This window comes from Lelliottia sp. (assembly GCF_045627565.1).
Classification (GTDB): domain Bacteria; phylum Pseudomonadota; class Gammaproteobacteria; order Enterobacterales; family Enterobacteriaceae; genus Enterobacter.
On record NZ_JAZQNX010000005.1, the window covers coordinates 346,074 to 372,641 of the forward strand.

26 protein-coding genes are annotated in these 26,568 nt (G+C 54.1%); 7 read left to right on the plus strand and 19 right to left on the minus strand.

All coding sequences use genetic code 11. The features are described from left to right. Nucleotides 1–40: 40 nt before the first annotated feature. The 3 genes from brnQ to phoB form a co-directional block, all read right to left on the minus strand. Complete coding sequence (brnQ, locus tag ACKI5T_RS04125; RefSeq protein ID WP_012016274.1) at nucleotides 41–1,360, minus strand: branched-chain amino acid transporter carrier protein BrnQ; 1,320 nt, start codon at nucleotides 1,358–1,360, stop codon at nucleotides 41–43. A gap of 409 nt (nucleotides 1,361–1,769) precedes the next feature. Next, nucleotides 1,770–3,065, minus strand: coding sequence for a phosphate regulon sensor histidine kinase PhoR (phoR, locus tag ACKI5T_RS04130; RefSeq protein ID WP_407435733.1), 1,296 nt, complete (start codon nucleotides 3,063–3,065; stop codon nucleotides 1,770–1,772). A 21-nt stretch (nucleotides 3,066–3,086) separates the two neighbouring features. Further along, the gene (gene phoB / locus ACKI5T_RS04135; RefSeq protein ID WP_012016272.1) at nucleotides 3,087–3,776 is read right to left on the minus strand and encodes a phosphate response regulator transcription factor PhoB; all 690 of its coding nucleotides are present in this window, start codon (nucleotides 3,774–3,776) and stop codon (nucleotides 3,087–3,089) included. Nucleotides 3,777–4,080: 304 nt separating this feature from the next. On the opposite strand from phoB, the gene sbcD reads away from it, so the two are divergent. Beyond that, the gene (gene sbcD, locus ACKI5T_RS04140; RefSeq protein ID WP_407435735.1) at nucleotides 4,081–5,286 is read left to right on the plus strand and encodes an exonuclease subunit SbcD; all 1,206 of its coding nucleotides are present in this window, start codon (nucleotides 4,081–4,083) and stop codon (nucleotides 5,284–5,286) included. Next, nucleotides 5,283–8,414, plus strand: a complete 3,132-nt coding sequence (gene sbcC / locus ACKI5T_RS04145) for an exonuclease subunit SbcC (RefSeq protein ID WP_407435737.1) — start codon at nucleotides 5,283–5,285, stop codon at nucleotides 8,412–8,414. The genes sbcD and sbcC overlap by 4 nt, the downstream gene beginning before the upstream one ends. A gap of 402 nt (nucleotides 8,415–8,816) precedes the next feature. Here sbcC and mak read toward each other — a convergent pair whose 3' ends face one another. Further along, nucleotides 8,817–9,722, minus strand: a complete 906-nt coding sequence (gene mak / locus ACKI5T_RS04150; RefSeq protein ID WP_407435739.1) for a fructokinase — start codon at nucleotides 9,720–9,722, stop codon at nucleotides 8,817–8,819. Between the two features lie 123 nt (nucleotides 9,723–9,845). Between mak and rdgC the strand changes: the two genes are divergently transcribed. Further along, nucleotides 9,846–10,757, plus strand: a complete 912-nt coding sequence (rdgC, locus tag ACKI5T_RS04155; protein ID WP_012016268.1) for a recombination-associated protein RdgC — start codon at nucleotides 9,846–9,848, stop codon at nucleotides 10,755–10,757. 39 nt (nucleotides 10,758–10,796) lie between these two features. Here rdgC and ppnP read toward each other — a convergent pair whose 3' ends face one another. The 5 genes from ppnP to ACKI5T_RS04180 all read right to left on the minus strand — a co-directional run bounded on the left by ppnP (nucleotide 10,797) and on the right by ACKI5T_RS04180 (nucleotide 13,563). Beyond that, the gene (gene ppnP, locus ACKI5T_RS04160; protein WP_012016267.1) at nucleotides 10,797–11,084 is read right to left on the minus strand and encodes a pyrimidine/purine nucleoside phosphorylase; all 288 of its coding nucleotides are present in this window, start codon (nucleotides 11,082–11,084) and stop codon (nucleotides 10,797–10,799) included. Between the two features lie 71 nt (nucleotides 11,085–11,155). Beyond that, complete coding sequence (locus ACKI5T_RS04165) at nucleotides 11,156–11,833, minus strand: AroM family protein (protein WP_407435742.1); 678 nt, start codon at nucleotides 11,831–11,833, stop codon at nucleotides 11,156–11,158. Nucleotides 11,834–12,074: 241 nt separating this feature from the next. Beyond that, entirely contained in the window at nucleotides 12,075–12,266 is a 192-nt protein-coding gene (gene yaiA / locus ACKI5T_RS04170) for a protein YaiA (protein WP_012016265.1), read from the minus strand. Nucleotides 12,267–12,309: 43 nt separating this feature from the next. Further along, nucleotides 12,310–12,834 (minus strand): shikimate kinase AroL, encoded by a 525-nt coding sequence (gene aroL, locus ACKI5T_RS04175; protein ID WP_012016264.1) that lies wholly within the window; start codon nucleotides 12,832–12,834, stop codon nucleotides 12,310–12,312. A 270-nt stretch (nucleotides 12,835–13,104) separates the two neighbouring features. Continuing rightward, nucleotides 13,105–13,563, minus strand: coding sequence for a YaiI/YqxD family protein (locus ACKI5T_RS04180; protein WP_407435743.1), 459 nt, complete (start codon nucleotides 13,561–13,563; stop codon nucleotides 13,105–13,107). Nucleotides 13,564–13,704: 141 nt separating this feature from the next. Here ACKI5T_RS04180 and proC point away from each other — a divergent pair, with 141 nt between their 5' ends. Next, nucleotides 13,705–14,514, plus strand: a complete 810-nt coding sequence (gene proC, locus ACKI5T_RS04185; RefSeq protein WP_407435745.1) for a pyrroline-5-carboxylate reductase — start codon at nucleotides 13,705–13,707, stop codon at nucleotides 14,512–14,514. Between the two features lie 16 nt (nucleotides 14,515–14,530). Here the strand turns inward: proC and adrA are convergent, their stop codons facing one another. From adrA to ACKI5T_RS04215, 6 genes are all read right to left on the minus strand, one after another. Further along, nucleotides 14,531–15,646 carry a diguanylate cyclase AdrA gene (gene adrA, locus ACKI5T_RS04190; protein ID WP_407435747.1) on the minus strand — a complete coding sequence of 372 codons (1,116 nt, stop codon included), beginning with the start codon at nucleotides 15,644–15,646 and terminating at the stop codon, nucleotides 14,531–14,533. Between the two features lie 89 nt (nucleotides 15,647–15,735). Next, the gene (psiF, locus tag ACKI5T_RS04195; protein WP_235134835.1) at nucleotides 15,736–16,056 is read right to left on the minus strand and encodes a phosphate starvation-inducible protein PsiF; all 321 of its coding nucleotides are present in this window, start codon (nucleotides 16,054–16,056) and stop codon (nucleotides 15,736–15,738) included. A gap of 92 nt (nucleotides 16,057–16,148) precedes the next feature. Next, nucleotides 16,149–17,564, minus strand: coding sequence for an alkaline phosphatase (gene phoA / locus ACKI5T_RS04200; RefSeq protein WP_407435749.1), 1,416 nt, complete (start codon nucleotides 17,562–17,564; stop codon nucleotides 16,149–16,151). Between the two features lie 98 nt (nucleotides 17,565–17,662). Next, on the minus strand, nucleotides 17,663–17,923 hold the full coding sequence (iraP, locus tag ACKI5T_RS04205; protein ID WP_235134833.1) for an anti-adapter protein IraP: 261 nt from the start codon (nucleotides 17,921–17,923) through the stop codon (nucleotides 17,663–17,665). 254 nt (nucleotides 17,924–18,177) lie between these two features. Further along, a complete protein-coding gene (locus tag ACKI5T_RS04210) occupies nucleotides 18,178–19,392 on the minus strand; it encodes a multidrug efflux MFS transporter (RefSeq protein WP_407435752.1) in 1,215 nt (404 codons plus the stop codon). A gap of 169 nt (nucleotides 19,393–19,561) precedes the next feature. After that, nucleotides 19,562–20,245, minus strand: a complete 684-nt coding sequence (locus ACKI5T_RS04215) for an extensin family protein (RefSeq protein ID WP_407435754.1) — start codon at nucleotides 20,243–20,245, stop codon at nucleotides 19,562–19,564. A 103-nt stretch (nucleotides 20,246–20,348) separates the two neighbouring features. On the opposite strand from ACKI5T_RS04215, the gene ddlA reads away from it, so the two are divergent. After that, nucleotides 20,349–21,449 (plus strand): D-alanine--D-alanine ligase, encoded by a 1,101-nt coding sequence (gene ddlA / locus ACKI5T_RS04220; protein WP_407435756.1) that lies wholly within the window; start codon nucleotides 20,349–20,351, stop codon nucleotides 21,447–21,449. Here ddlA and ACKI5T_RS04225 read toward each other — a convergent pair. Beyond that, nucleotides 21,446–21,682 carry a DUF2754 domain-containing protein gene (locus ACKI5T_RS04225; RefSeq protein WP_235134830.1) on the minus strand — a complete coding sequence of 79 codons (237 nt, stop codon included), beginning with the start codon at nucleotides 21,680–21,682 and terminating at the stop codon, nucleotides 21,446–21,448. The two genes, ddlA and ACKI5T_RS04225, sit on opposite strands and share 4 nt — an antisense overlap. A 248-nt stretch (nucleotides 21,683–21,930) precedes the next feature. Between ACKI5T_RS04225 and ACKI5T_RS04230 the strand changes: the two genes are divergently transcribed. After that, nucleotides 21,931–22,248, plus strand: a complete 318-nt coding sequence (locus tag ACKI5T_RS04230; RefSeq protein WP_012016253.1) for a DUF2755 family protein — start codon at nucleotides 21,931–21,933, stop codon at nucleotides 22,246–22,248. Here the strand turns inward: ACKI5T_RS04230 and ACKI5T_RS04235 are convergent. The 3 genes from ACKI5T_RS04235 to ACKI5T_RS04245 all read right to left on the minus strand — a co-directional run bounded on the left by ACKI5T_RS04235 (nucleotide 22,231) and on the right by ACKI5T_RS04245 (nucleotide 25,205). Beyond that, complete coding sequence (locus tag ACKI5T_RS04235; protein ID WP_407435758.1) at nucleotides 22,231–23,337, minus strand: DUF1615 domain-containing protein; 1,107 nt, start codon at nucleotides 23,335–23,337, stop codon at nucleotides 22,231–22,233. The genes ACKI5T_RS04230 and ACKI5T_RS04235 overlap by 18 nt on opposite strands. Nucleotides 23,338–23,351: 14 nt before the next feature. After that, nucleotides 23,352–24,572, minus strand: coding sequence for a peptide antibiotic transporter SbmA (gene sbmA / locus ACKI5T_RS04240; protein WP_407435760.1), 1,221 nt, complete (start codon nucleotides 24,570–24,572; stop codon nucleotides 23,352–23,354). A gap of 99 nt (nucleotides 24,573–24,671) precedes the next feature. Beyond that, complete coding sequence (locus tag ACKI5T_RS04245) at nucleotides 24,672–25,205, minus strand: isochorismatase family protein (RefSeq protein WP_407435762.1); 534 nt, start codon at nucleotides 25,203–25,205, stop codon at nucleotides 24,672–24,674. A gap of 194 nt (nucleotides 25,206–25,399) precedes the next feature. On the opposite strand from ACKI5T_RS04245, the gene ampH reads away from it, so the two are divergent. Continuing rightward, a complete protein-coding gene (gene ampH / locus ACKI5T_RS04250; RefSeq protein ID WP_407435764.1) occupies nucleotides 25,400–26,566 on the plus strand; it encodes a D-alanyl-D-alanine-carboxypeptidase/endopeptidase AmpH in 1,167 nt (388 codons plus the stop codon). Nucleotides 26,567–26,568 lie beyond the last annotated feature (2 nt).

Sequence of the window (26,568 nt, forward strand, 5' to 3'; positions counted from 1 at the left end):
ACGGGGCCATAAGCCCCGTGGTTAAACAATTTGTGATTGATTAATGCGCGCTGGAAGTAACCTGCCGCCCTGCTGCTCGATCCCAGATAATCGCCAGAATCAGTGCCACAACGGAAGGCATTAACCAGGCCAGTCCCTGCTCTGACAGCGGTAAACGCTGAGTCCAGGCCGGAAGTATACCGCCAATAGCCGACGCTTTAATCCCGTCAAGGATACCAAAAATAAAGCTGATAAACATGGCAGGCGCAATAATTCGGGAGGAATTGTTCCACCACGGGCGGGTGAAGCTCAACACCACCAGAACGATACATGGCGGATAAATCGCGGTCAGCACCGGGATAGAGACCTGAATCAGGTGGCTCAGCCCCAGGTTAGAAACCGCCATCGAAAAGCCGCCGAGGATAAACACCAGCGTGCGATAAGAGAGTGGAACGTACTGCGCAAAGAACTCTGCACAGGCGCAGGTCAGGCCAACGGCCGTGACCAGACACGCCAGGAAAATCAGAATCGCCAGCATGAAGCTGCCCGCGCCACCAAAGGTGTGCTGAACGTAAGCATGCAGAATCGCGGCACCGTTCGCGCTCTGATCGACCAGAGATGCGCTATCAGAACCCAGACGGAACAGCGCCAGATACAGCAGTGCCAGGCCCGCGCCGGCCATCAGGCCAGCCCAGACGGTATACCGCGTCAACAGTCGCGCTTCGGTCACGCCGCGAGAGCGCGCGGCGTTGACGATAACAATACCGAACGCCATAGCGCCCAACGTATCCATCGTCAGATAGCCGTTAACGAAACCGTTCGAGAACGCCGCATTCTTATAAGCGTCCATGGCATCGCTGATCGGACCCGCAGGCCAAATCACAGCGGCAACCGCCAGCACAATCAGCGCCAGAATTTTCAGCGGAGCAAGGAAATTGCCGACGGTATCCAGCAATTTACCGGGATAGAGCGACACCAGAATGACAATCGCGAAGTACACCACGCTGTAAATCAGCAGCGGCAGCGGACCGTCACCGGTCAACGGCGCGATACCGACTTCAAAGGAGACCGTCGCGGTCCGTGGCGTTGCAAACAGCGGCCCGATGGCCAGGTAGCACACAACCGCCAGTAACACACCGGCCACTTTGCCAATCGGTGCGCTGAGGCTATCCACGCCACCGCCCACTTTCGCGAGTGCGACAACGGTAAGCACCGGCAAACCCACAGCCGTAATCAGGAAGCCAAACGCCGCCATCCAGACGTGTTCACCCGCCTGCAAGCCAACCATGGGAGGAAAAATGATATTACCTGCGCCGACGAACAGCGCAAAAGTCATAAAGCCCAGCGCGATGATGTCACGCGATTTTAAATGATGGGTCATAGAACCTTACTGCCTGTGGATGTGGTGTTGAAAACGTTGAGATTTTCGCCATCCCTCTCGGGACGATACGGCGGAAAATTAACTCAATTTCAGCGGGATATGCTCCCGTCCTGGCGCAGCGAAGAATAGTTTTTCGGTTTACCGCGCAAATACAGTCGGTCTGACAGTATATGGGGCGCAATTTAAACGCTTATAACGTTTAAAGGCAAGGAGGGATCTTAAAACCAGAACAATATGCCAGCATGAAAAAACAGACCAGCACAATCCGCTAAGTATAAGAAAAACTCATGGCTAATCATGCGAACAAAAAAGCATCAGCCGTATAAAATTCATCCGCGTTTCGCTTGACTGCAAAGCAAACAGGCCAGCAAACGCTGGCCTGTGGAAAGGAAGGCTGACACACCGGCTGTCAGGCACTTTTTTTGGCAATTAATCGTTCCGGGATAACAAAACTGAATCGTGTTCCTTTACCCGGCGTACTCTGAATATCAAGACGGCTATCGTGATGATTCAATGCATGCTTCACAATCGCCAGACCCAGCCCACTGCCGCCCGTTTGTCGTGAGCGCGCTTTATCGACGCGATAGAAACGCTCAGTCAGACGCGGAATGTGCTCCGGCCCAATGCCCGGTCCGTTGTCTTCGACGCTAAATTCGGCCCCCGTCGGCACATGCTGCCAGCGCACCACAATGTGGGTGCCTTCCGGCGTATGATTCACGGCGTTATAGACCAGATTCGATATCGCACTGCGCAGTTGCTCTTCACTGCCGAGGACTTTCAGCGCGCTATCAACCTCAAACGTCAGCTGATGCTTTTTATGGCTCAGCGTTTGCGCTTCCCGCTCCACCACGCGCAGCATCATCGGAACATCAATAGTTTCATTCAGTGCCAGCGTCGGGGCGGCTTCAATTTTCGACAGCGTCAGGAGCTGCTTGACCAGTCCTTCCATGCGATGCGTTTGCTCGCGCATCGTATGTAATGCTTTCTCTCGCGGCGCACCTTCCAGCGTTTGCTCCTGCATCATCTCCAGATACCCCTGAAGCACGGTCAACGGCGTGCGCAGTTCGTGGCTGACGTTGGCAAAAAAATTACGACGAGCCCCTTCAAGCTGGTGCATTTGGGTAACATCACGCGCCACCATCAACCACTGCTTGTCGCTGTAGGGCATAACGCGAATCTCAAGGTGACGGCCATTATTCAGCACCAGATTGTGCGGGCGAGTAAATTCACGCTTTTTCAGATACAGCGTGAATTCGGGGTAACGCAGAAGGTTCAGGATATTCTGGCCGTTATCGTCTGGCCAGCGGAGTCCAAGCAGCTGTTGTGCAAGACCATTACACCAGAAAATCGTCCCTTCTTCGGTGGTGAGGATCACCGCATCCGGCAGCGACTCTGCGCCGCTACGAAAGCGCTTGATCAGGCTTCCCAGTTCACGACGACGCTTTTTATTACGCATCTGCATCTGGTGTAAGCCGTAAAGCAACGGCTCCCAGCTTCCGCTCCCCGGCGGGGGCGTCATGCTGCGATCCACCCAAAGCCACCACGACAGACGCAGTAAATTCCAGAAATGCCAGATCAGCAGGCTGGTCACTGCCGCCAATAAAAACCACGGCAGATGGCCAAAAATAGCCCCAAAAATGAAGGCCGGGAGACAGCATAAGATCAGTTCAAAAACGAGCCTTTTCCATGACAGACGTTCCAGCACGCGTCACACTCCTGTCAGTGTTCAGAAACGGGTCGAAAAACGATAACCCGTGCCGCGCACCGTTTGCACCATGCGATCGTGGCCGCTGTGTTCCAGCGCTTTTCGCAAGCGGCGAATATGCACATCAACCGTTCTGTCCTCAACATACACGTTTGTTCCCCAAACGTTATTCAGCAACTGCTCACGACTGTAAACGCGCTCCGGATGGGTCATAAAGAAGTGCAACAGCTTAAATTCGGTCGGTCCCATGTCGAGCGGATTTTCACCCGTCATCACGCGATGCGACGTAGGATCCAGACTCAGTCCCTGCATCTCAATCACCTCTTCCACCGCCATCGGTGAAATACGGCGCATCACCGCTTTAATACGCGCCACCAGCTCCTTCGGTGAAAACGGCTTGGTGATGTAATCATCTGCACCCGTTTCCAGCCCGCGCACGCGATCTTCTTCTTCACCGCGCGCCGTGAGCATAACGACTGGAATATCGCGGGTCATCGCTTCACGTTTGATGTGTTTGATAAATTGCAGTCCAGAGCCGCCAGGCAACATCCAGTCAAGCAGAATCAAATCAGGCCAGGGTTCGTTCAGCTGATTCACCGCGCTGTCATAATCTTCAGCTTCTATCGGCTGAAAACCGTTTTGTTCGAGCACGAAGCACACCATTTCACGAATTGGAGCTTCATCTTCTACGACCAGAATACGTCTCGCCATACTTTACCCTGTCTTATTGAGGTTAAAAGTTTGTAATGCGGCGTCATTATGCGTCAGATTTATGACAGATTTATGAAAAACATTACCACTGTGAATAGCAAACTATTGTTTTATTACAGCTGTTATTTCCCGTTTCCAGGACATTTATCACCGCAAAAGCCGTGACGCTAGCTCATACCAGCACATCTCAGAACCCCATGCTGACGCCCGTAACACTCAGAATGGGGCCGATGCAGCCAACACAGAGGCGGCCTGAAGGATCAAGTGTATAATCCCTTTCACCTTTTTTTGCCACGGATCTGTTATGCGCATACTTCACACCTCGGACTGGCATCTGGGTCAAAATTTTTACAGTAAAAGCCGTGCGGCCGAACACGAAGCGTTCCTGAACTGGCTGCTGGAAACGGCGCTGACGCACCAGGTTGACGCGATCATTGTCGCCGGTGATATTTTTGACACCGGATCGCCGCCCAGCTATGCGCGCGAAATCTATAACCGCTTCGTGGTCAATTTACAGAAAACGGGCTGCCATCTGGTCATCGTCGCGGGTAATCACGACTCGGTGGCAACGCTGAATGAGTCGCGCGATATTCTGGCCTTTCTGAATACCACTGTAGTGGCAAACGCCGGGCATGCACCGCAAATCATCAAAAAACGCGACGGCACCCCGGGCGCCGTTATCTGCCCGATCCCCTTTTTGCGTCCACGTGACATCGTTCAAAGCCAGGCCGGTCTGACCGGCGGCGAAAAGCAAAAGCACCTGCTGCAGGCTATTACCGACTACTATCAGCAGCAATTTTTCGACGCCTGCGCCTTGCGCGGTGAAGCGACGCTGCCCGTTATCGCCACCGGCCATTTAACCACCGTCGGCGCCAGTAAAAGTGACGCGGTACGCGAAATTTATATCGGTACGCTGGATGCGTTCCCGGCGCAGAACTTCCCACCCGCCGATTACATCGCACTCGGGCATATCCATCGGGCACAGAAGATTGGCGGCAGCGAACATATCCGCTACTGCGGATCGCCCATTTCGCTCAGCTTTGACGAAACGGGCAAACCCAAAAGCGTGCATCTGGTCACTTTTATCGACGGGAAACTCAGCGCGGTAGACACGCTGGAAGTGCCCGTGACGCAGCCGCTGGCGGTACTAAAAGGCGATCTGGCGGCCATCACCGCACAGCTAGAGCAGTGGCGCGACGTGGAGCAAATCCCGCCCGTCTGGCTGGATATCGAAATCACGACAGACGACTATCTGCACGATATGCAGCGCAAAATCCAGGCACTCACGGAAACGCTGCCGGTTGAGGTTTTACTGGTGCGCCGCAGTCGCGAACAGCGCGAGAAAATTCTGCTCAGTGCGCAGCGCGAAACGCTCAGCGAGCTGAAGGTCGAAGAGGTTTTTGAACGCCGACTGGCACAGGAAGAGATTGACGACGCGCAGCGCGCCAGACTGAACGAGCTGTTCACCCATACGCTGCATGCGCTCAATGATGAGGAAGACAACGCATGAAAATTCTCAGCCTGCGTCTGAAAAACATCAACTCCCTGAAGGGCGAATGGAAAATTGATTTCACCGCCGAGCCGTTCGCCAGTAACGGTCTGTTTGCGATAACCGGCGCGACCGGCGCAGGCAAAACCACCCTACTGGACGCCATCTGCCTCGCGTTGTATCACCAGACGCCGCGTCTGAATAAAGTCACACAATCACAAAATGATCTCATGACGCGCGACACCGCTGAATGTCTGGCGGAGGTGGAGTTTGAAGTCAAAGGTACAGCTTATCGCGCTTTCTGGAGCCAAAGCCGAGCGCGTAATCAGCCTGACGGGAATTTACAGGCACCGCGCGTAGAGCTGGCGCGCTGCGAAGACGGTAAAATTCTGTCTGACAAAGCCACAGACAAAATTGAGCAAACGGCCACGCTGACCGGGCTGGATTACGATCGTTTCACGCGCTCAATGCTGTTGTCACAGGGGCAATTTGCCGCCTTCCTCAATGCCAAACCTGGCGAACGCGCCGAGCTGCTGGAGGAACTTACCGGAACCGAGATTTACGGCCAAATTTCCGCAAGGGTCTTTGAACAACACAAAGCCGCGCGCACGGAGCTCGAAAGGCGCGAAGCGCAAGCTGCTGGTGTGATTTTACTGAGCGAAGAGCAGCAACAGCAGCTCACCCAGAGTTTGCAGGCACTTACTGACGAAGAGAAAACGCTGCTGGTACAGCAACAGAATCACCAGCGCGATTTTCACTGGTTATCCCGTCACGAGGAACTCCAGCGCGAACAGCAGCGCGCGTTAACCTCGCATCAGCAGGCACAACAGGCGCTCACCGACGCTACGCCAGACCTGGATAAATTGCTTCACGCCCAGCCCGCCGCAGTGCTGCGCCCACTCTGGGAACGTCAGCAGGAACAGACGATGCGTCTCACGCAAACCCAACAGCAGACTCAGGAAGTGAATACTCGCTTACTGTCTCGGGCAGCACTGCGCGCGCGCATCCGCAATGGTGCGCTGCGCACCCGCGACCAGTTGCAAACAGAGCTTTCGGCACTGACACAGTGGCTAACCGGGCATGACCGTTTCCGTCTGTGGGGGCAGGAAATCGCAGGCTGGCGGGCGCATTTTGCTCAGCTTAATCGCGACAAAAGCCAGATAGCGACGCTGACCGGACGCATCACCGAGCTGCGGCAAAAACTGGCGAACGCGCCAGAGATCGCCCTGACGCTGACCGCCGATGAAGTCGCTGCGGCGATGGACCAGCAAACGGCGTCGCGTGCATCTCGCCAGCAGCTGGCCACCCTTCACGCCCGTTATCAACCGCTGCAAAAACGCATCGTTCAAAACGCGGAAAGCGTGCAAAAGGCGCAGGCGGAGCAGCTAAAACTGAACGAGACGTTGGCCCTGCGTCGACAGCAGTATAAAGAGAAAAACCAGCACTACCTGGATGTCGACACGCTCTGCGAGCAGGAAAAGACAATCAAGAGACTGGAAGCAGAGCGCGCAGCTCTTCAGGCCGGGCACCCTTGCCCGCTGTGCGGTTCGACGACTCACCCTGCGATTTCTGAATATCAGGCGCTGGAGCTTAGCGCGAATCAACGTCGTCGCGAACAGCTGGCAAAAGAGGTCGCATCGCTAAAAGAAGAAGGACTGCTAGTCCTGGGACAAGTTAATGCCCTGACCAGTCAGATTCAGCGCGACACCGAAGAGGCGCAGACGCTCGCCCAGGAAGCGCAAACGCTCACGCACGCGTGGCGCGAACTGTGTGCAACCCTGAACGTTACTTTGAATATTCAGGATGATATCGCCCCGTGGCTGAACGAACAGGAGCAGTACGAGCGTCAGCTGTATCAGCTCAGTCAACGTCTGACGTTGCAAAGCCAGCTTAATGAACAGGAAAAACAGGAGCGACAGTTCCAGCAGCAAATTGCCGCGACCCGCCTGACGCTGGAAAAGGCGCTGGACCCGCTGTCATTAACGGTTCCCGACGAGGGGGCTGAAACGCTCTGGCTCACCGAGCGCGAAAGCGAATCGTCGCACTGGCAGGCGCAGCAGAATCAGCTCACCGCCCTTCAGGAACGTATTAACGCGCTCACCCCGCTGCTGGATACCCTGCCCGCGACGGACACCGAAGATGCGGAATCCGTTATTCCGGATAACTGGCGCGAGATCCACAATGAATGCGTCTCGCTGCACAGCCAACTTGCGACATTACAGCAGCAGGAAAGCCTGGAAACCGAGCGCATGCAGCAAGCGCAGGCGCAATTTGCCGCTGCGCTGGCGGAAAGCGCATTCCCCGACTGCGATGCGTTCCTGCGCGCTTTGCTTGATGCCGACACGATGCAGCGCCTGGAAACGTTAAAGCAGACGCTGGAAAACCAGATTCAGCAAGCGACAGCGCTGGTGCGTCAGGCAAATCAATTGCTGAACGAACATCTGGCGCAGCGTCCGGAAGGATTGCAGTCGGATGTGCCGACACTGCAGCTTGAACTCCAGCAACTGGCGCAACGTCTGCGTGAAAATAGCACCCGTCAGGGCGAGATTAGCCAGCAGCTCAGGCAGGATGGCGAAAACCGGCAGCATCAGCAGGCGCTTATCCAGCAGATTGACGAGGCGGCTCGCCTTGCGGATGACTGGGGATATCTGAACGCGCTGATCGGCTCCAGTACGGGCGATCGTTTCCGTAAATTCGCTCAGGGGCTGACCCTCGACAATCTGGTGTGGCTGGCGAATCAGCAGCTGAATCGCCTGCACGGCCGCTATCTTCTGCAACGCAAAGCGAGCGACGCGCTGGAGCTGGAAGTAGTGGATACATGGCAGGCCGACGCGGTGCGCGACACGCGAACCCTCTCCGGAGGCGAGAGCTTCCTGGTGAGCCTGGCGCTGGCGCTGGCGCTTTCTGACCTGGTGAGCCACAAAACGCGCATTGATTCCCTGTTCCTCGACGAGGGATTCGGTACGCTGGACAGCGAAACGTTGGATACCGCGCTCGACGCGCTCGATGCGCTGAACGCGACGGGAAAAACCATCGGCGTGATCAGTCATGTGGAGGCGATGAAAGAGCGCATTCCGGTGCAGATCAAAGTGAAGAAAATTAACGGGTTGGGATACAGCAAGCTGGATAAGGTGTTTGCGGTGGAGTGAAGACATCTCACATATTGATGAGTTGCACAGTAGATCCCCTCTACATTAGGGAGAGGTTTAGGGTGAAGGGGGACATTCAGCTCAGGAGGTGATTCCGTTCACTTCCCGACACGGGCTTGTGTGTGATGACGGAACCCGTGAACGTGCCATGGCGGCTCAATCGCCGCCGCCCTGGCAACCCGGGCTCCCGGCAAGAAAATCGCCGCTAGGCGGTGCCTTCGTCTTATTCCCTACGGCTTCGGGACGGGCGCGATCCTGCATCCATGCAGGTCACGCCCTCTTCGCGCATCCCTGCGCGTCGCCCCGGCCTTTGGTCAACGACTCAGCGATTTACAGCCGGACCAGTCGTCGCTTTAAGTCTTTTATTCCTGGCTGCCATCTTTAGTGCTTCAACATCAAGAATTACTGCGGCCACAGCCATGCCGCGCCGCGCACGCCGCTCGAATCCCCGTGCACTGCTTTGCGGATTGGGGTTTCACATTCTCCGCCAAAGACCCACTGCTTCATTAGCTGGGGAACCGTGGTGTAGATCCGGTCAACATTACTCATCCCGCCGCCGAGGACGATCACGTCCGGGTCGAGAATGTTCACCACATGAGCCAGCGATTTCGCCAGACGCATTTCGTAGCGATTGAGCGCCAGTTCGGCAACCGCATCGTGCTCTTCGACAAGGCGCATAATCTCGTTGCCTTTTAACGCATGTCCGCTTAAACGACGATAATCGGTGGCGAATCCGGTGCCGGAAATAAAGGTTTCGATACAGCCCTGCTTGCCGCAATAACACGGCACTTCGGCGCGGTATTTCAATTCATCTTCGTCCATCCACGGCAGCGGATTGTGTCCCCACTCACCCGCCGTGCCGTTGCCGCCAATGTGCGCGCGTCCGCCAAACGCTAAGCCAGAACCGCAGCCCGTACCAATAATCACCGCAAATACCGTCTGCGCGCCTGCCGCTGCGCCGTCTATTGCTTCCGAAACGGCAAGACAGTTGGCATCGTTCGCCAGACGCACCTCGCGATGGAGGCGCACGCTCAAATCTTTATCAAACGGCTGGCCGTTAAGCCACGTGGAGTTCGCGTTTTTCACCACCCCGGTATAGGGCGAAATCGACCCCGGAATCCCCATTCCGACAGTGCCAGTCTGCCCCGTTGCCTTTTCCGCCATCTCCACCAGCGAGGCGATGGTTTCAATGGTTTGCTGATAATCATCACGCGGCGTAGGCAGGCGGTGTCGGAACAATTGTTCGCCCTGATCGCTAAGCGCAATGACTTCTGTTTTGGTGCCGCCCAAATCAATACCAATACGCACAGGACTCTCCTCATTATTTTGATTATCAACAGAGTAGAAGCAGGCCACCTGATTAGCAATGCAAGCCATGCCACAATTCGTTATCATGCCCGCTGATTTAACGACAAGGCCGTGGAAATTATCATGCTGTGGTTCAAAAATTTGATGGTTTACCGTCTCAGCCGCGAGGTTTCGCTGCAGGCTGAAGAGATGGAAAAACAGTTAGCCGCGTACACGTTTACCCCTTGCGGTAGCCAGGATATGGCGAAAACCGGTTGGGTTGCACCGATGGGTTCACAAAGTGATGCACTGACCCACACGACCAATGGTCAAATCATCCTTTGCGCGCGTAAAGAAGAGAAAATCCTGCCATCCCCCGTAGTGAAGCAGGCGCTCGAAGCCAAGATTTTCAAGCTGGAGGCTGAACAGGGCCGCAAGCTGAAAAAAACGGAAAAAGACTCACTGAAGGATGAAGTGCTGCACTCACTGTTGCCGCGCGCCTTTAGCCGTTTCAACCAGACCATGATGTGGATCGACACCGTCAACGATTTGATTATGGTTGACTGCGCCAGTGCCAAAAAAGCGGAAGATACGCTGGCCCTGCTGCGTAAGAGCCTGGGTTCACTGCCGGTAGTTCCGCTGACGATGGAAAATCCTATCGAACTGACGCTTACCGAATGGGTGCGCAGCGGTAGCCCGGCGCAAGGGTTCCAGCTACTTGATGAAGCCGAATTAAAAGCGATCCTTGAAGATGGCGGCGTGATCCGCGCGAAGAAACAGGATCTGGTGTGTGACGAAATTGCGGTACACATTGAAGCTGGCAAACTGGTGACCAAGCTGGCGCTCGACTGGCAGCAGCGAATTCAGTTTGTGATGTGCGATGACGGCTCGATTAAACGTCTGAAGTTCTGCGATGAATTGCGCGATCAAAACGAAGATATTGAGCGCGAAGATGTCAGCGGACGCTTTGATGCCGACTTCATCCTGATGACGGGTGAGCTGGCTGCGCTGATTAAAAACCTGGTCGAAGGTTTAGGCGGAGAAGCACAGCGTTAATGCTGTGAAACCCTCTCCCCGTGGGGAGAGGGAGAATCACTATTTCAAATAGCGGCACAGATAAGACGTCGGTTCCGCAACCTGCAGATGGAACTCGCTGTGGCCAGGGACGTTGAAAACTTGTCCAGCGGTATACACCTTCCACTCGGTTTCACCCGGTAACAGCACGTTTAACGCCCCGCTAATCACCGTCATCTCTTCTGGCTCTGCGGTACCAAAGGTGTATTCCCCTTCAGCCATCACACCGACACTGGCACGGCCAGTACTGCTGCTGGTAAAACCAATGGATTTCACTTTACCGGAAAAGTATTCGTTACTCTGAAGCATGAACTGGCCCTTATGTCTTTGGAGAAAAATCCACTATAGGGGCCATCCTTCGTGCCTGTCACGCAAAATCATCAGGCCAATAATTCAGACGCCAGCCGCGTCACTAGCACGTTTGATAACAGCACAGGCACATCGAGCGCTTTTTGCAGCAAATCGCGATGACGCTGGTGGAATCCCAGACAATCGAGCATTAAAACATCTGCGCCCTGGTCGAGCAGTTCACGTCCTGCGGCGATAAGCTTTGTTTCGCTGTCCCAGAATGGATTGGCCAGCGCAAAGAGCGGCATTTTTTGCAGGACTTTCCATTTGTTCGCCTGATTATCCAGCAGTTCCTGGATAGGGACAATGACGCCCACCTGATGACCATCCACGATAGAGGCCACCAGCGGCGGAATAATGCGCATGGGTTCAAGCAGGATAGAATTTCGCGCGACCAGCCCGGAAATCGGGGCGGTGCTCATCAGTAGAATAACGTCATACCCTTGATTATCGAGCACTTCGATGATGCCCTGTAGCGCTCGCTCCACTTTCTGGTGGGAGACGTGTGCCAGCTCACCGTCGCTTAACATGGTCGGCAGCGGATCCTCCCCGGTCCCAATCGCGTAGTCTTCCATAACCTCTTCCCGACCGATCCCAGCGAGCAGGCTGAGATGCGTAATCTGTTGTTCAGAGACATGCTCGGTTAAGAGCGGTAACACTTCGCTAACAGGAACCACACCAATGGTGAGGATCGCCAATGTTGCCTTCATTTTCGTTGTCGCCTTTCATCACTGCCACTGCACTTATACGGGCACAAGCTCACTACGCTGCGCGGCTCTTGTTTCAGGTTAAACAGCTCAAAAGCGTAGCAGCAGATCTTTACACCGAAGTGTAAAGATCCTTAGCCGTTTCCGAATCTAACTGTAATAACTAAATATTAACTCTCACTTAACATTCGCGTTGAGTCAAAAGTGTGATGCAGGCACGTTTATGCCGTCTTTCAGATTCATGTCAGGTCTTATCGGGATCTTCGTAGCGGCGCTTCGCATCCAGCGCTTCCTGCTCAGTTTCATGTTCACTGATGAGCGAGTTTGGCTTCGGGTGATCCGCCCGCAGTTGATACCAGGTAACGGTCAGATCGCCGTTACCTTTTTCAATTGTTTCGATTCGCGCTTCGCGTGGATAGGGAGGTCTGGTTGGCATAGTTCATCCTTTTTTAACGTTGAACTATGAGTATAGACGCCTGCTAGCTGGCGCAAGCCAGACGCAGCGCGGTAACGATATGACTGACAACCTGTTCCGGCGTCTGAGACGCATCGACCACGTGATGCGCGGCCTCACGGTAAAGCGCGTCGCGCTCGGCAAGCACTTCGCTCACTTCGTCGCTGATCGGCTTTCCGGTAAGCGTAGGACGTTGCCCCTCTTCCGGAAACGCCTCGAGCCGTTCCACGAGGGTGGCGACGGGCGCGCACAGATAAATGACGATGCCGTGCTCGCGCATAAAGCCGCGGTTATGTTCCGCCAGAATAATGCCCCCGCCGGTCGCAATCACGGTGGAGGGTGCCGAGACGGCTTTCAGGGTTTCGGTCTCAAGCGCACGAAAAGTTTCCCAGCCCTCTTTTTCCACAATCTCAGCGATAGTTCGCCCGGCTTTCGTTTGCAGCCAGTGATCGGTATCGACAAATTGGCTTTGACACGCGCGCGCCAGTTCGAGGCCGACGGTGGTTTTCCCACAGCCGCGAGGGCCAACTAAAAAGATGGGTTGGGTCATAACCAGGTGTTCCCCTTAATACCGCGAGGTTGCGGCGTGTGAAATCAAAAAACGAGCAATAATACCATTAAACTAGTACGCAAAGTAATTGTAAAAATTGGATTACAGCAAGAATATATATGTATGACAGAGAGCGTAAAGACTGAGAATATCACTCGCACTCTGTAAAGAAATCATTGCATCTGTGGGTGTGTTTACTTTACTGCAAAGCATCTGACGATGACAACCCTGCGGTTGTCATACTCTATCACATTTTAGCAATGCTTATCATTACGCGGTACCGCGTTTCACTTCCAGCAGCCATTTATCCAGCTCAGCAGCAAACTGCTGCCTGTCACGTTGGGAAAGCGTGTCTGGTCCGCCCGTCTGCACGCCGCTTGCGCGCAGGGTATCCATGAAATCACGCATAGTGAGTATCTGACGAATGGTCGATGGGGAGTAACGCTCGCCGCGCGGATTCAGCGCCGCCGCCCCTTTTTCCAGAACTTCCGCCGCCAGCGGGATATCCGCCGTGATCACTAAATCTTCCGGACTGCACAGGCGCACAATTTCGTTATCCGCCACGTCAAAACCCGCAGGGACGCGCATCGAGCGAATAAATTTTGACGGCGGAATGCGCAAATTCTGGTTTGCCACCAGCGTTAACGGCATCTGCACGCGCTCGGCGGCGCGAAACAAAATCTCTTTGATGACATTCGGACACGCATCCGCGTCCACCCAAATCGCCATAGTGTCTCCCCTGTTTAACATGACCGACTATTGTCGCCTGCTTTTCGTCGACAGGCAAAGCAGCGTAAGCTTTAGCCCTGAAGAAAAATCCACGTTAAGCTATAGAGTAGAACGCACAACGCATAATAATGGAGAGACGTGATGGATAAGAAAATCGGTTTTATCGGCTGCGGTAACATGGGGAAAGCCATTCTCGGCGGCCTGATCGCTAGCGGCCAGGTGTTGCCGGGACAAATTTGGGTGTACACCCCGTCACCGGACAAAGTGGCGGCCCTTCGCGATCAGTACGGTATTAACGCTGCCGAAAGCGCACAGGAAGTGGCCCAGATTGCCGATATCGTCTTCGGTGCCGTCAAACCTAACATCATGATCAAAGTGCTGAGCGACATCACTTCCAGCCTGAATAAAGAGACGCTGGTGGTGTCGATTGCCGCGGGCGTCACGCTGGATCAGCTTGCACGCGCGCTGGGTCACGACCGTAAAATTGTCCGCGCCATGCCAAACACGCCGTCGCTGGTGAATGCAGGCATGACCTCTGTGACGCCAAATGCGTTGGTGACCTCCGAAGACGTGGCGGACGTGCTGAATATTTTCCGCTGCTTTGGCGAAGCCGAAGTGATTGCCGAGGCGATGATCCATCCAGTGGTCGGCGTCAGTGGTTCTGCCCCGGCCTACGTGTTTATGTTTATTGAAGCGATGGCTGACGCTGCCGTGCTGGGCGGAATGCCGCGCGCACAGGCGTACAAATTTGCCGCTCAGGCGGTAATGGGTTCTGCAAAAATGGTGCTGGAAACGGGTAAACATCCTGGTGAGCTGAAGGATATGGTGTGCTCGCCTGGCGGGACCACCATTGAAGCCGTGCGGGTGCTTGAGGAGCGTGGATTCCGCTCTGCGGTGATCGAAGCGATGAGCAAATGCATGGAAAAGTCAGAACAGCTCAGTAAATCCTGATAGCGATCGCCGGGCGTCAGGCGGCCACTTCGGTGCGGTTGCGTCCGGCATTTTTTGCTTTATACAGCGCCACGTCGGCGGCTTTCAGCCATTCACGGTAATGTCCAAATTCCGGTGTTAACGGTGCCACACCCACGCTGATCCGCAAGCGTACCTGCGGCGCACAGGGTAAGGTTAACGCCGCCAGCCGTTCATGCACGCGAGACATCGCGGCTATCGCACTCTCCGCAGGCGTTCCACTCATCACCACCGCAAATTCATCGCCGCCAAAACGGCCGATCAGATCCCCGGCACGTAACGCCAGTTGCAGTTGACGCGTGACGGCGATAATCGCCTCATCGCCCACATCGTGGCCCCACGTATCATTGATATTTTTAAAATGATCGATATCGATAATCAAAATGGCGGCGTCGCGATGACCCCGCAGACAGGCGTCGTATTCGTTGCGGAGCAAAATTTCCCAGTGCCGACGGTTGAACACACCGGTCATTCCGTCGCGGGTACTCATCAGCTCCAGACGACGCTTGTGCTCCGCCAGTCGGATGGCAGTCTGATGGCTCACCCACGCAAAAATCAGCGGATAAAGCACCAGTACCGGTAATGAAAGCCATAATTCGAGAGGAGTCAGCGTAAAGGCAGGCGTGGTGCCGGTGAGTTGCAGCGTGATCAGCGTAGTAATTGCGGTAATCAGGGCGCCGGCGCCAAACAACCTCACGCCACCCGCCCCCATCAGGTTCATTCCGACCATCATGACCAGCGCGACCGTCGGCAACACGTCAACGCCCATTAACCCCATCCAGACGCCAGCCACCAGCGCATCCGCTTTGAGATTCAAAATTTCGCTGCTGCGCGGATCGGCAGAACGGTAAGCCAGCTGCCAGGCCAGATGTGGCCAGATGAACGCCCAACCGACCAGCAATAACCACCAGCCTCCAGCCGGAGCATGCGCCACCATTGCGCCTGCAATCGGGAAGAACATCGCGGCCAGTCCCAACATGCGCGGCAATCGAACTCGCCGGGCAAACCGAATGCCGGAACGGTGGTGGTCATCCTGAGAAAGGTCCTGTTGCCACTCTTCTCGGGTGACGCCTTTATTGTAAAAGTTTTCGTCATTCATAATTTTTGGGAACATTCTGAAACATTTCCCAAATTATAGAGAGGGGGGGAGCGAGGAAAGTATGATATTTCGGGTGAGCCAATACTCAGGCTCACCCGTAAGGACTACGCTGATTTCTTAAGGCACGCGCTCATAAACTTGCTGCGGTCTTCTCCTTTGAGCATTTGCTGCGTCGCCTGAGAATTACACTCGCGCATTTTTTGCTGCTGCGGCGTCAGGCTCTTCTCGCCGGGTTTTGTGTCTTTATTTTTCAGGCAATCGCTCATATAGGTTTTACGGGCATCGCCTTTCAGCGTCTGGGATGTGGCCTGCTGATTACAGGTTGTCATCCGCTGCTGTTGAGGGGTAAGCGTTCTCTCCGCCGCCGTTGCCGTGGACATCAGGAACATAGCGGAAAGTAGAGTCACAGACAGGGTCAGTTTCATAGCACCATCCTTTCGTGAAGGTTCACACTAAGTCTGGTTCGTGGCGGGGAAAAAACCACCCGGCAGAAAGAGATTTCCGCCGGGTTTCTCTTTTATTTCAATCCGAGTGCCGCTTTCATGGTATAGAACAGATCGGTTTGATCCGTCAGACCTACCACGTTTGCTGCATGAGGACCATACGCCGCAATGCGTAGCTGCGAGCCAGTATGTTCCATCGAGTCTTCTTCGGAGTTGCCATAACTCATCACCATCACCGCACCGTCTTTGGTGTTCAGCGCCTGAGTCAGGCCCGGCGCTTTGGTATCTGGCGCTACGATTTGGCTGGCGTGAGCGTGGTCAGCCGTAACCACCACCAGCGTATTGCCGTCTTTCTTCGCAAACTCCAGCGCCTTTTGCACCGCTTCATCCAGATCGACCGTTTCGCCAATCTGACCGCACGGATTCGCAGCGTGATCCTGCTTGTCGATCGACGCGCCTTCTACCTGCAGGAAGAAGCCCTTATCGCCTTTGTTTAGCAGGGTGATGGCTTTATCCGTCATCTGCGCCAGCGTCGGGATGCTGTCATTGCGTTTCGGGTTCGGCGCACAGGTGACCACAGGCTTGTCGAGGTTACCGTGATAAGAGGCTTTTGGCCCTTCCCAGCGCACCGGCATATTCCCGTCCGAGAACAGACCAAGCAGCGGTTTATCCTGGTTTGCTTCGGTAATCGCCGCCAGAGAGGTGGCGTCGCTCACCATCTGATACCCCCGAGCCTGCGCCTGCTCGCGCAGCGTTTTGCCCTGCCAGTCGCCTGCTGTTGCGGTTTCGGCGAAGGTCTTCGCTCCGCCGCCCAGGGTGACATCAGCGCGCGCATTCAGAAGCTGCTCGGTGATAGAGCCTTTACCGCCTTTTTCCAGCGCGTTAGACGGGCATTTTTCGCTGGTTACGGTCGGGCCGTAGCATTTACGCGACGTCACATGCGCCACCAGCGCGGCAGGGGTGGCATCCTGAAGCTCCGCCGTGGAGACGTTCCCCGTTGAAAGCCCTGCGGCTTTTGCCATCTCCAGAATGGTCTGGTGATCTTTTTCGTGAATATCGACACCCAGCGCGCCGTTATACGATTTAACCCCGGTGGTCCAGGCGGTTGCTGAAGCCGCAGAGTCGGTCACGTAATCCGGCTTGCCGGTTTTTTTGTCCAGTGCGTAATGGGTATATTGGCCGGTCAACGGCACCGCATCGATGCCTTTAAAGAAACCACCTGCACCCTCGGCATAATTGCGCGCGGCGGTAATTTCGGAATCACCCATGCCGTCGCCAATTAACAGAATAATATTTTTAGCCGGTTTATCATTAAGCGATGCGCGGATAGCCGCGGTTTGATCTTCCGACAAACGGCGAGCACCGCCAGGTTGGGTGATATCCCCGTGCGCAGCACGATTGTCCAGGACGCGGGTATCGGTGGTTTCGGCGTGTGACGTTGCGGTGAATAACAACGGAATTAATGCGATGAATAGTGCGCTCTGTTTCACTTTATTTTCTCCATGTACAAATACATAAAAAATAAACAGAGCGACTATAGGCAGTCCATATGACAACTCTATGACAGCGTTTTCGTTTCCGTGAAAGATTAATTACGTGGATGCCGCAACAACTTTTTTACGTATTGCTGTAGCATCTCGCTATCTTGAACCGGCACCTGAGAGCCGGGCCGGGCATCCTCCAGAGCGCTTTCGATACTGCGTATCAGCGCCTGTTGGTCAGTCTGTGCCATTTGTCGTAACAACGCCGTGACGACAATCTCTAACGCTTCAACCTGGGCAACCAGCTCTTTTGACTCTTCTTCCTTTTGCGCAAGCTTCACCAGCAACTCTGCAATGAGGTTTTTCATCGGGGTATTTCCTTATCAGATTTTTGCTGAACTTATCATTCCGATGGAATATTGCAAAGAGGCGAAAACTATTATCGTTATGAAAAAACACGCCATGTCGCAAATAACGATGATTTAGCCCGAGCGAAACGTTTTGCTATTATAAAAACTGATTACTCTGCTTATGCAGAGTAGAAATTTAAAGCCTCATTTTTATTCATAAAATTTAGCTACCCTTAAATACATAATATATTGTCGCTTCATTATTATCGGGATTATCGGGCTCCTGCACTTGCGGCTTTTTGACGTCGACGGCGTAAGGCAATGGCGAGCTGAATAATATTGAGTAAAACGACCACCGCCGTGGCGGCAAACACCCAGCGGAATCCGGCCATCGCCGAGACAGATGCGCCAATCAGTGGGCCAATGACATTTCCCAGATACATAAATGACTGATTATACCCAAAGATCCGGCCGGTTACCTGATCGCTGGAGTACTTCACCAGCAGCGTTTGTACCGCCGGGAGCATGGCACCGTCGGCAAATCCCAGCAGAAAACGCAAAACGCCAAGCTGGAGAGGTGACGTGACAAATGACATCGCGAAAAACAGCACGACGGCAAAAATAAGCGTCGCCATTAATATCCGCGCCGTGCCGATCCGATCGCCCAGCTTGCCCAATTTTGGTGCAGACATCAGCGCAGACACGCCGGGCACGGCGGCGATCATGCCGCTCAGAAACGCAATATTGTTGCTGTCCGGGGCCATCGATTTAATGAACAGCGTCAAAATCGGTCCAATCGACCCGTTACAAAGCTGAATCACCATCGTGGTGACAAACAGGCTAATCATCAGCCCAGGATAAGGAAGCGTGGCAAAAACGGCTTTACCGCTCAGACGTTCGGCTTTGCTGATCGTAGGGCGTACGCCCTCTTTGATCAGGAAAAAGGTGACCAGAAAACTCACCATCAGCAGCAGCGCAGTGATGAAAAACACGGCACGCAGACCGACGTGGTCCGCCAAAAAGCCCCCCATCAGTGGGCCGCCAATCACGCCGCTAATCTGCGCGGTTGAAAGCGTACTGATCGCCCACCCGCTGCGCTCGCGCGGAACTTGCGACGCCACCAGCGCCATCGCGTTAGGAATATAGCCGGATGTCAGCCCCATCAGGCCGCGCAGCAAAAACAGCTGCCAGACGTTGGTCGCGTAAGCCTGAAGCAGAATGGCGATCGCCATTCCCAGCGAGGCGCGCAGCAGCATCAGTTTGCGCCCTTTACGATCCGCCAGGCTGCCCCACATGGGCGAAACAATTGCTGAAACCAGGAAAGTGACGCTGAACGTCAGACCGGACCACATCGACAGCGCCTCGTGCGACGAGACGCCGAGCTGCGAGACATACAGCGGCAGGAACGGCAAAATCTGGCTGATGGCAAGGCCGGTAAAAAAGCAGCCAAACCAGACGGAGATGAGGTTTACTTTCCAGGATTCCATAACAGGCGGTATCTTCATTTTTAGGCGAATTCGCCGACAGATTAACAAGTTACGTTATGTCACATGGCACCAGAGATGCGATGCCGATGACTTTGGTGTTTTATCTCCCCAGTCATCATATTTGTGAAATAAGTCACACTTTATCCACTTTATGCTGGTGATTTATGCTTTAACGGCACAGGCCAAATCCGCGCATCCCCAGATGGAAATGGTTGGCGTGCGCGGCGTTATATTCCGGGCCTAAGCCATTGCCATAATAATCGCAGCTGGCACTTAACAGTGCTTGAAGCCAGGGTTGCGTTTTGTCTTCGCGCCAGCCGCGCAGCACCGTCACCCGCTGCCCATCAGAGAGCTGAAACGCGCTGATATCGAGCGCTTCGGCGCTGGCATGTTCGCTGCGCCGCGCATCGGGGCGATGATAAATATTGCGGCAGGCAAAACTGCCCAGATGTTCGATGCGTTTGAGTTCGCTGCCCATCATCGATTGGGTCAGCGGGCGCGCCTGCTGCTGTACAAACAGCGCAGAGCTCAGCGCCAGCGGGCAACTGGCGATATAACTGCTGCTCAGCGTCACCGGGCCAAAATTTCGCACGCGCACCACGTCAGTCAGCGGACAGTCCCCCGCGCTATCGGCCATCGACTGAGTCTGAATCCACTGCTTTTGATTCGCCTCTGCCAGCAGAGTCGTACAGGCCTCCGGCGTCAGGCGACGCAGTTTGAACTGGGTGATCTTACCAGGCTTGTCGTCGAGCTGAAGTGGCGTAAAAGGATTGTAATATGACGGTAGCCAGCGATAACCCACTACGGCGGCACCCACAATAATCGCGCAGACAAACAGACTTTTCCCTCTCACATTCTCTCCTCTTTTATGCGTTAAAACATTATGGCAGAAGGCGGCGAATCCCACAGGGCATGTGGTATGTTATAGGCTTTGAGACAGACTGGAAGAGTGTGAGATGGCGAAGCAGCGGGTAGGAATTGTCTTTGGGGGAAAATCAGCAGAACACGAAGTGTCGCTGCAATCGGCTAAAAATATCGTGGATGCGATTGATAAAAGCCGCTTTGACGTGGTCCTGCTGGGCATTGATAAGCAAGGCCAATGGCATGTCAACGATGCCAGCCAGTATCTGCTGAATGCAGACGACCCGGCGCATATCGCGCTCAATCCTTCAGAAATCAGCGTGGCGACCGTGCCTGGCGTCATCCACGGCCAGCTGATCAACGCGGGCAATGCCCAAACGTTGGCGCAGATTGATGTCATTTTCCCGATTGTTCACGGCACGTTGGGCGAAGATGGCTCCCTGCAAGGGATGCTGCGCATGGCTAACCTGCCGTTTGTCGGCTCAGACGTGCTCGGCTCCGCCGCCTGCATGGATAAAGATGTCACCAAACGTTTGCTGCGTGACGCCGGTCTGAACATCGCGCCGTTTGTGACCCTGACCCGTGCCAACCGCGATAAGTACAGTTTCGCCCAGATCACTGCCCAGCTTGGTCTGCCGCTGTTTGTGAAACCCGCCAACCAGGGTTCATCCGTTGGCGTCAGTAAAGTGAACAGCGAAGCGCAATTCGCAGACGCAGTACGCCTGGCGTTTGAATTCGATCATAAAGTGGTGGTTGAGCAAGGCATTCAAGGTCGCGAAATCGAATGCGCCGTTTTAGGCAACGATTTCCCACAGGCCAGCACCTGCGGTGAAGTGGTTCTGAACAGTGATTTCTACTCTTACGACACCAAATATATTGATGATAAAGGCGCGCAGGTCGTGGTGCCTGCCGTCCTGGATCCTGAAATCAACGACAAGATCCGTGCGATCGCCATCGACGCGTATCAGGCGCTCGGCTGTGGCGGTATGGCGCGTGTCGATGTGTTCCTGACGGCAGAAAATAACGTTATTATTAACGAAATCAACACGCTGCCGGGCTTCACCAACATCAGCATGTATCCAAAACTCTGGCAGGCCAGCGGGATCAGCTATCCAGAGTTAATCACCCGTCTTATCGAGCTGGCGCTGGAGCGACACACCGCCGACAGCGCCCTGAAAAGCTCAGTAAACGGTTAATCCGCTTTCTCTGAACGCTCTACGTTTTCCGTCGTCGTGTCTTCAGGCCGACGGCGGATAATTAACCCTGCCAGCCAGAAACAAATCACCCACGTCACCAGTCCCAGCGCATAGGTTTGCCAGCCTTTTGCTTCAAACCCAAGCAGCCCAATCACACCGTTAAGAATAAAAATCAGCCCAATCGCAAAGGCATAGTAATGCCAGTCACGGCGTAGTTTGTCAGATAGCTTCATGGCAACTCCGGCAGGATAAAAAGATATCCTCTCACAGTTTCGTGATGCGGTCTGTGGCGGATACGGAAATTCTTAAATACGCATGAATTTAACTTAAGTTAAAAAACTGTGATGTGATGCAGAAATCGACAATCCAGGAGGAATCCTGAGCGTAAATTACCACGATTCTGATATTGACAAATGTTATGACCTGTCAGACTCACCTTGTACGACTGGCACTCGGCCAGAATCAATATCGGGAGGTTTATATGGCAGACTTTACACTGGCGAAGCCGATTTTTGGCGGCAAGCGTTCCAAAACCTCCGCGCCGGGTAATATCGCTTATGCCCTGTTTGTGCTGTTCTGCTTCTGGGCGGGTTCCCAACTTCTGAACATTCTGGTGCACGCGCCAGGCGTTTATGAACACCTGATGCAAGTTCAGGACACCGGTCGGCCGCGCGTCGATATTGGTTTAGGCGTCAGCACCATTTTCGGTGTGATTCCGTTCCTGATTGGATGCGTCATTCTCGGTGTTGTCGGGCTGGTACTGCGCTGGCGCCGTTATCACTCACGTCTGGTTAAGTGACATACAGCGAGCCCGACGGTCGTCGACCCGTTTTGCAAACCACGCCGTGGTGAGATTGCGGGTGATTTTCGGACTTTCAAGCTGAATGCCCGGCAGTATTTCTCGCGGTAACGTTTTGCCGCTTTTCTGTTCCGCAAGCTTATACACCTGCTGGTAGAGATCCGTTTTCTCGAACGCCAGACTGTCGCCTTTTTCCAGCTGATGGCGTATCTCGCTGTTGGTCATATCCAGCTTTATCGCCAGCTTGCGCACCGCGAGTTCTGTGGTTCCTGCCTCGCTGCTGCCGTAAGCAATCAGATCGCCATCCAGCGCCAGTTTTGTTCCTGTTGCGCGGCTCACCGCATTCTGGAACGCAGCGTTGCGACTCGCATACCATCCCGCGTTGAAATCGGCAAAACGATACAGCGGCTCGCTGTAATTAACCGGATAATTGAGCAGATGATAGGTGCCAAACCACAGTCCACCGCGCAGGGAGAACACTTCCTGGCGCACCGTGCCATCGATTTTCCACGGGTAACCGCTGGTGTGTTTCTCTGCAAAATCAATGCTGACCTGCATCGGCCCGCCGGTATGCACGGGATTAAGCGATCCGAACAGCGTCTGCCCCATCGGCACCATATTGATAAAGTCATCAAAAATGGCGCTGAGCTGTTTCTCGGTTTTCACCGTATCCAGCCGCTCGCTGTAGCTTTTACCGTTTGGCGAGGTGATTTTGAGTGCCGTATGCACCAGGAACACCGGGACGTGCATTTTTTCGGCACGTCGGTCGATCTCTTTCCAGGCAATTTTGTTCAGCCCGGGAACCGCGGGATCGGACTGATACATTGACTCCTGCTGCGCCACCGCCAGCACCGAGCAGATATTCTCCTCGGTCGGCGCAATTTTTTGGCTCTCGAAGGTTTTCGCCAGCACGATCGCCCAATCGTCACGGTCTTTCACGCTGGCCGGCATTTTTTGCCGCACCACGCTTGCCACATCAACCGGCTTTTCACCTTTTTTCAGCGGTGCCGCGCCCTTTTCAGCGCATCCCGCCAGCACCAGAGCAGCAAGCAGCGATAAAGGTAACGTTCGTGATACGGCAAATGGCATAGCGATTCCCTGTCTTAACCTAATGTATGAGTAACTTCCTGCAAATCCTGACCGTCCAGCTCGCGCTCAAAGCTGCGCAAACGCTTATAGATAGACATCAGCTCGACAAGCGTAGTCCATGAATTAATTAAATACTGGAAAGAAGTTCTAACCTGCTCAAATACATTTGTTATCTGAGTCATCAACCCCAGCGTAATAGTCCCTGCCACGATCGATGGAAAGAGCAAGACTAAACCGAAAACCGTATCCACCTGTAAATACAGAATTCGCGCGATATTAAAATACATGTAATGGAAGTAGAGCTTGAAATAGTTAAAACGAACATGCTTGAACAATTCTTTGACGGTTGGAGGCGTTGCACGTGTGGGATCATCTTCACCATAGACAAGTTCTTTACGATATGCCGCCTCAACACGCTGATTCTTAAACTGTAAACCAGGTAACTTTATCCCTACGACAGCTAACAACCCCGTTCCCACAATGGACCATATGAGTGCGGCGAACACTAAACCATATGGAAGATGACCCACCACAGGAAGCTCAGGCACATGTGCCGATAGCGCGACAAGTATCGGCAGAAACGCGATCAGTTTCATAACCGCATTGAGAAAACTGACACCCATATCCTCAACAGTCGAAGCAAAGCGCATGGTATCTTCCTGAACACGCTGAGAAGCACCTTCGATATGACGCAATCTTTGCCAGTTATCCATGTAATATTCGTTCATGGCAGTTCGCCAACGAAAAACATAGTGACTCACGAAAAAGTTATTCAATACGGCTACGGTTACAGCAATCAGTGCAATACCGAGAAAAATATTCAGCCCACTATAAAATTCTCCAATCGTCACCTTGTGAGGTGCGCTGAGAGCTTTTTGGATGAGGTCATAGAATGGCGCGTACCATGCATTTATGGCCACGCTAACTTCCACCAAAAACCAGGTGACAAAAATAATCAGCGCCGTACCTAAAACGGACCATTTTTGCCAGCGATGCGGGGAATAGGTAAACCAGAACAGGGCGAACAGACCAACGCACAGGGCGTAATAGGCATAAAACAGTAAATAGCTCCGCGACCAAAAACGCGCGGCGCTGATAGGGACATCGCCCGTCGCCCCAACCAGGCGCTCAAGCCATGCCCCACCGCCCGCCTGCCAGAAAATGACCGCGATCAGTGCCCAAATAAAGGCCGAGAGAAAAAACAGTCCCGGCTTTGGGAAAAAAGACTTAAACATAGGATTTCCTTCTTGTTGTTATCTCATTGCTATGCACGACACATGACTTCCACGAGCCGTTCACCGGCTCGGGCAAAAAATAGACCAGGGCTTTAAGGGTTAGTTCGCTTTCCAGTCGTCCAGAATTGTTTCTGTGGGTTTCACGGCGGGTGGGTTGTCGGGCGCGGTCAACGTACGCCAGACGTCGTTATAGTGCTGAATCAGGATGTGCGCCTGCGCGGCCGGGCGATTGGCCGTGGTATGGGCATCCTCCGCGGCGGTGATGTGATATCCCCGGCTAACGCCATTTTTAAGCGTGGTATCGACGCAATAGTCGGTTGCGCACCCGCAAATCACAAAATGCGTGATGTCCTGTTCGTGCAGCAGAGCATCAAGCGTGGTGTGATAAAACGCATCGCAGGCGGTTTTAGTCACATAAAACGCGCCTGACGGCTGATCGATTTCTGGCAACAGGGCAAACCCTTCGCTCCCCTCTTCCAGCCCACCCGCTTCGGTATGCTGAATAAAAATCACCGTATCGGCGGCCTGAACAAGCTGGTTAATTTTCGACACGCACGCTTCGCGTTGAATACGGGGCGTTTCGAAAACCCCTTGCTGCATATCGACAACCATCACCACACGCTTTTCACCCATCAACCTTCTCCGCAAATTGAGCTGCACCTACGCTTATCATAAGCCTGATGTCACAAAATTGGAGAATGCGTGCAACGAAAATGTTCATATTTACTCGTGGTTACGTTTTTCCCGCTATCGTTATGCTATTCGGCCCATTGCGCCGTGCCGTTTAGTAGTATAAATACGCATTACTTTGTTCATTCACTTCATGGATGCTTTCGTTGAAACGTTGTCTGTTTTCCATTGCCGCGCTGTGTGCGGTAAGCCTCTCCACAGTTCAGGCTGCTCAGCCGATCACGGCCCCCGTTTTCGCCTCCGATATTGCGGATCGTTACGCCAATCTGATTTATTACGGCAGCGGTGCCACCGGCATGGCAATGGTCGTGATTGACGGCAACCAGCGCGTATTCCGCAGCTTTGGCGAAACGCGACCGGGTAACAATGTCCATCCGCAGCTGGATTCCGTGATCCGCATTGCATCGTTAACGAAGCTGATGACCAGCGAAATGCTGGTGAAACTGCTCGATCAAGGCGTGGTGAAACTCAACGATCCCTTAAGCAAATACGCACCGCCGGGTTACCGCGTCCCGACGTATCAGGGCACACCTATTTCTCTGGTGAATCTGGCAACGCATACCAGCGCGCTGCCGCGTGAACAGCCAGGCGGTGCCGCGCATCGTCCTGTTTTCGTCTGGCCCACGCGCGAACAGCGCTGGAACTACCTGACGACAGCGACGCTGAAAACCGCGCCGGGTGCACAGGCGGCCTATTCAAACCTTGCATTTGATTTGCTCGCCGATGCGTTAGCCACGGCATCCGGCAAGCCCTATCCGCAGCTGTTTGAAGAAAAAATCACCCGCCCGCTGGGCATGAAAGACACCACCTTTACGCCGTCACCGGATCAGTGCAAACGCCTGATGGTGGCGGAAAAAGGGGCCAGCCCGTGTAACAACACCCTCGCAGCCATCGGCAGCGGCGGCGTTTACTCCACGCCTGGCGATATGATGCGCTGGATGCAGCAGTTCCTGTCGTCTGATTTCCACGCGCGCAGCAATCAGGCTGACCGCATGCAAACGCTCATCTACAAACGCAGCCAGCTGACCCGCGTTATCGGTATGGACGTGCCGGGTAAAGCCGATGCGCTTGGCCTGGGCTGGGTGTATATGGCCCCGAAAGATGGCCGCCCTGGCATTATTCAGAAAACGGGTGGCGGCGGCGGCTTCATTACCTACATGGCGATGATCCCGCAGTCCAATGTCGGGGCCTTCGTGGTCGTGACCCGATCGCCGAATACCCGCTTCACCAATATGAGCGACGGAATTAATAATTTGGTCGCTGAATTGAGCGAGAATAAGGCGAAAGTGATCCCCGCCTCCTGATC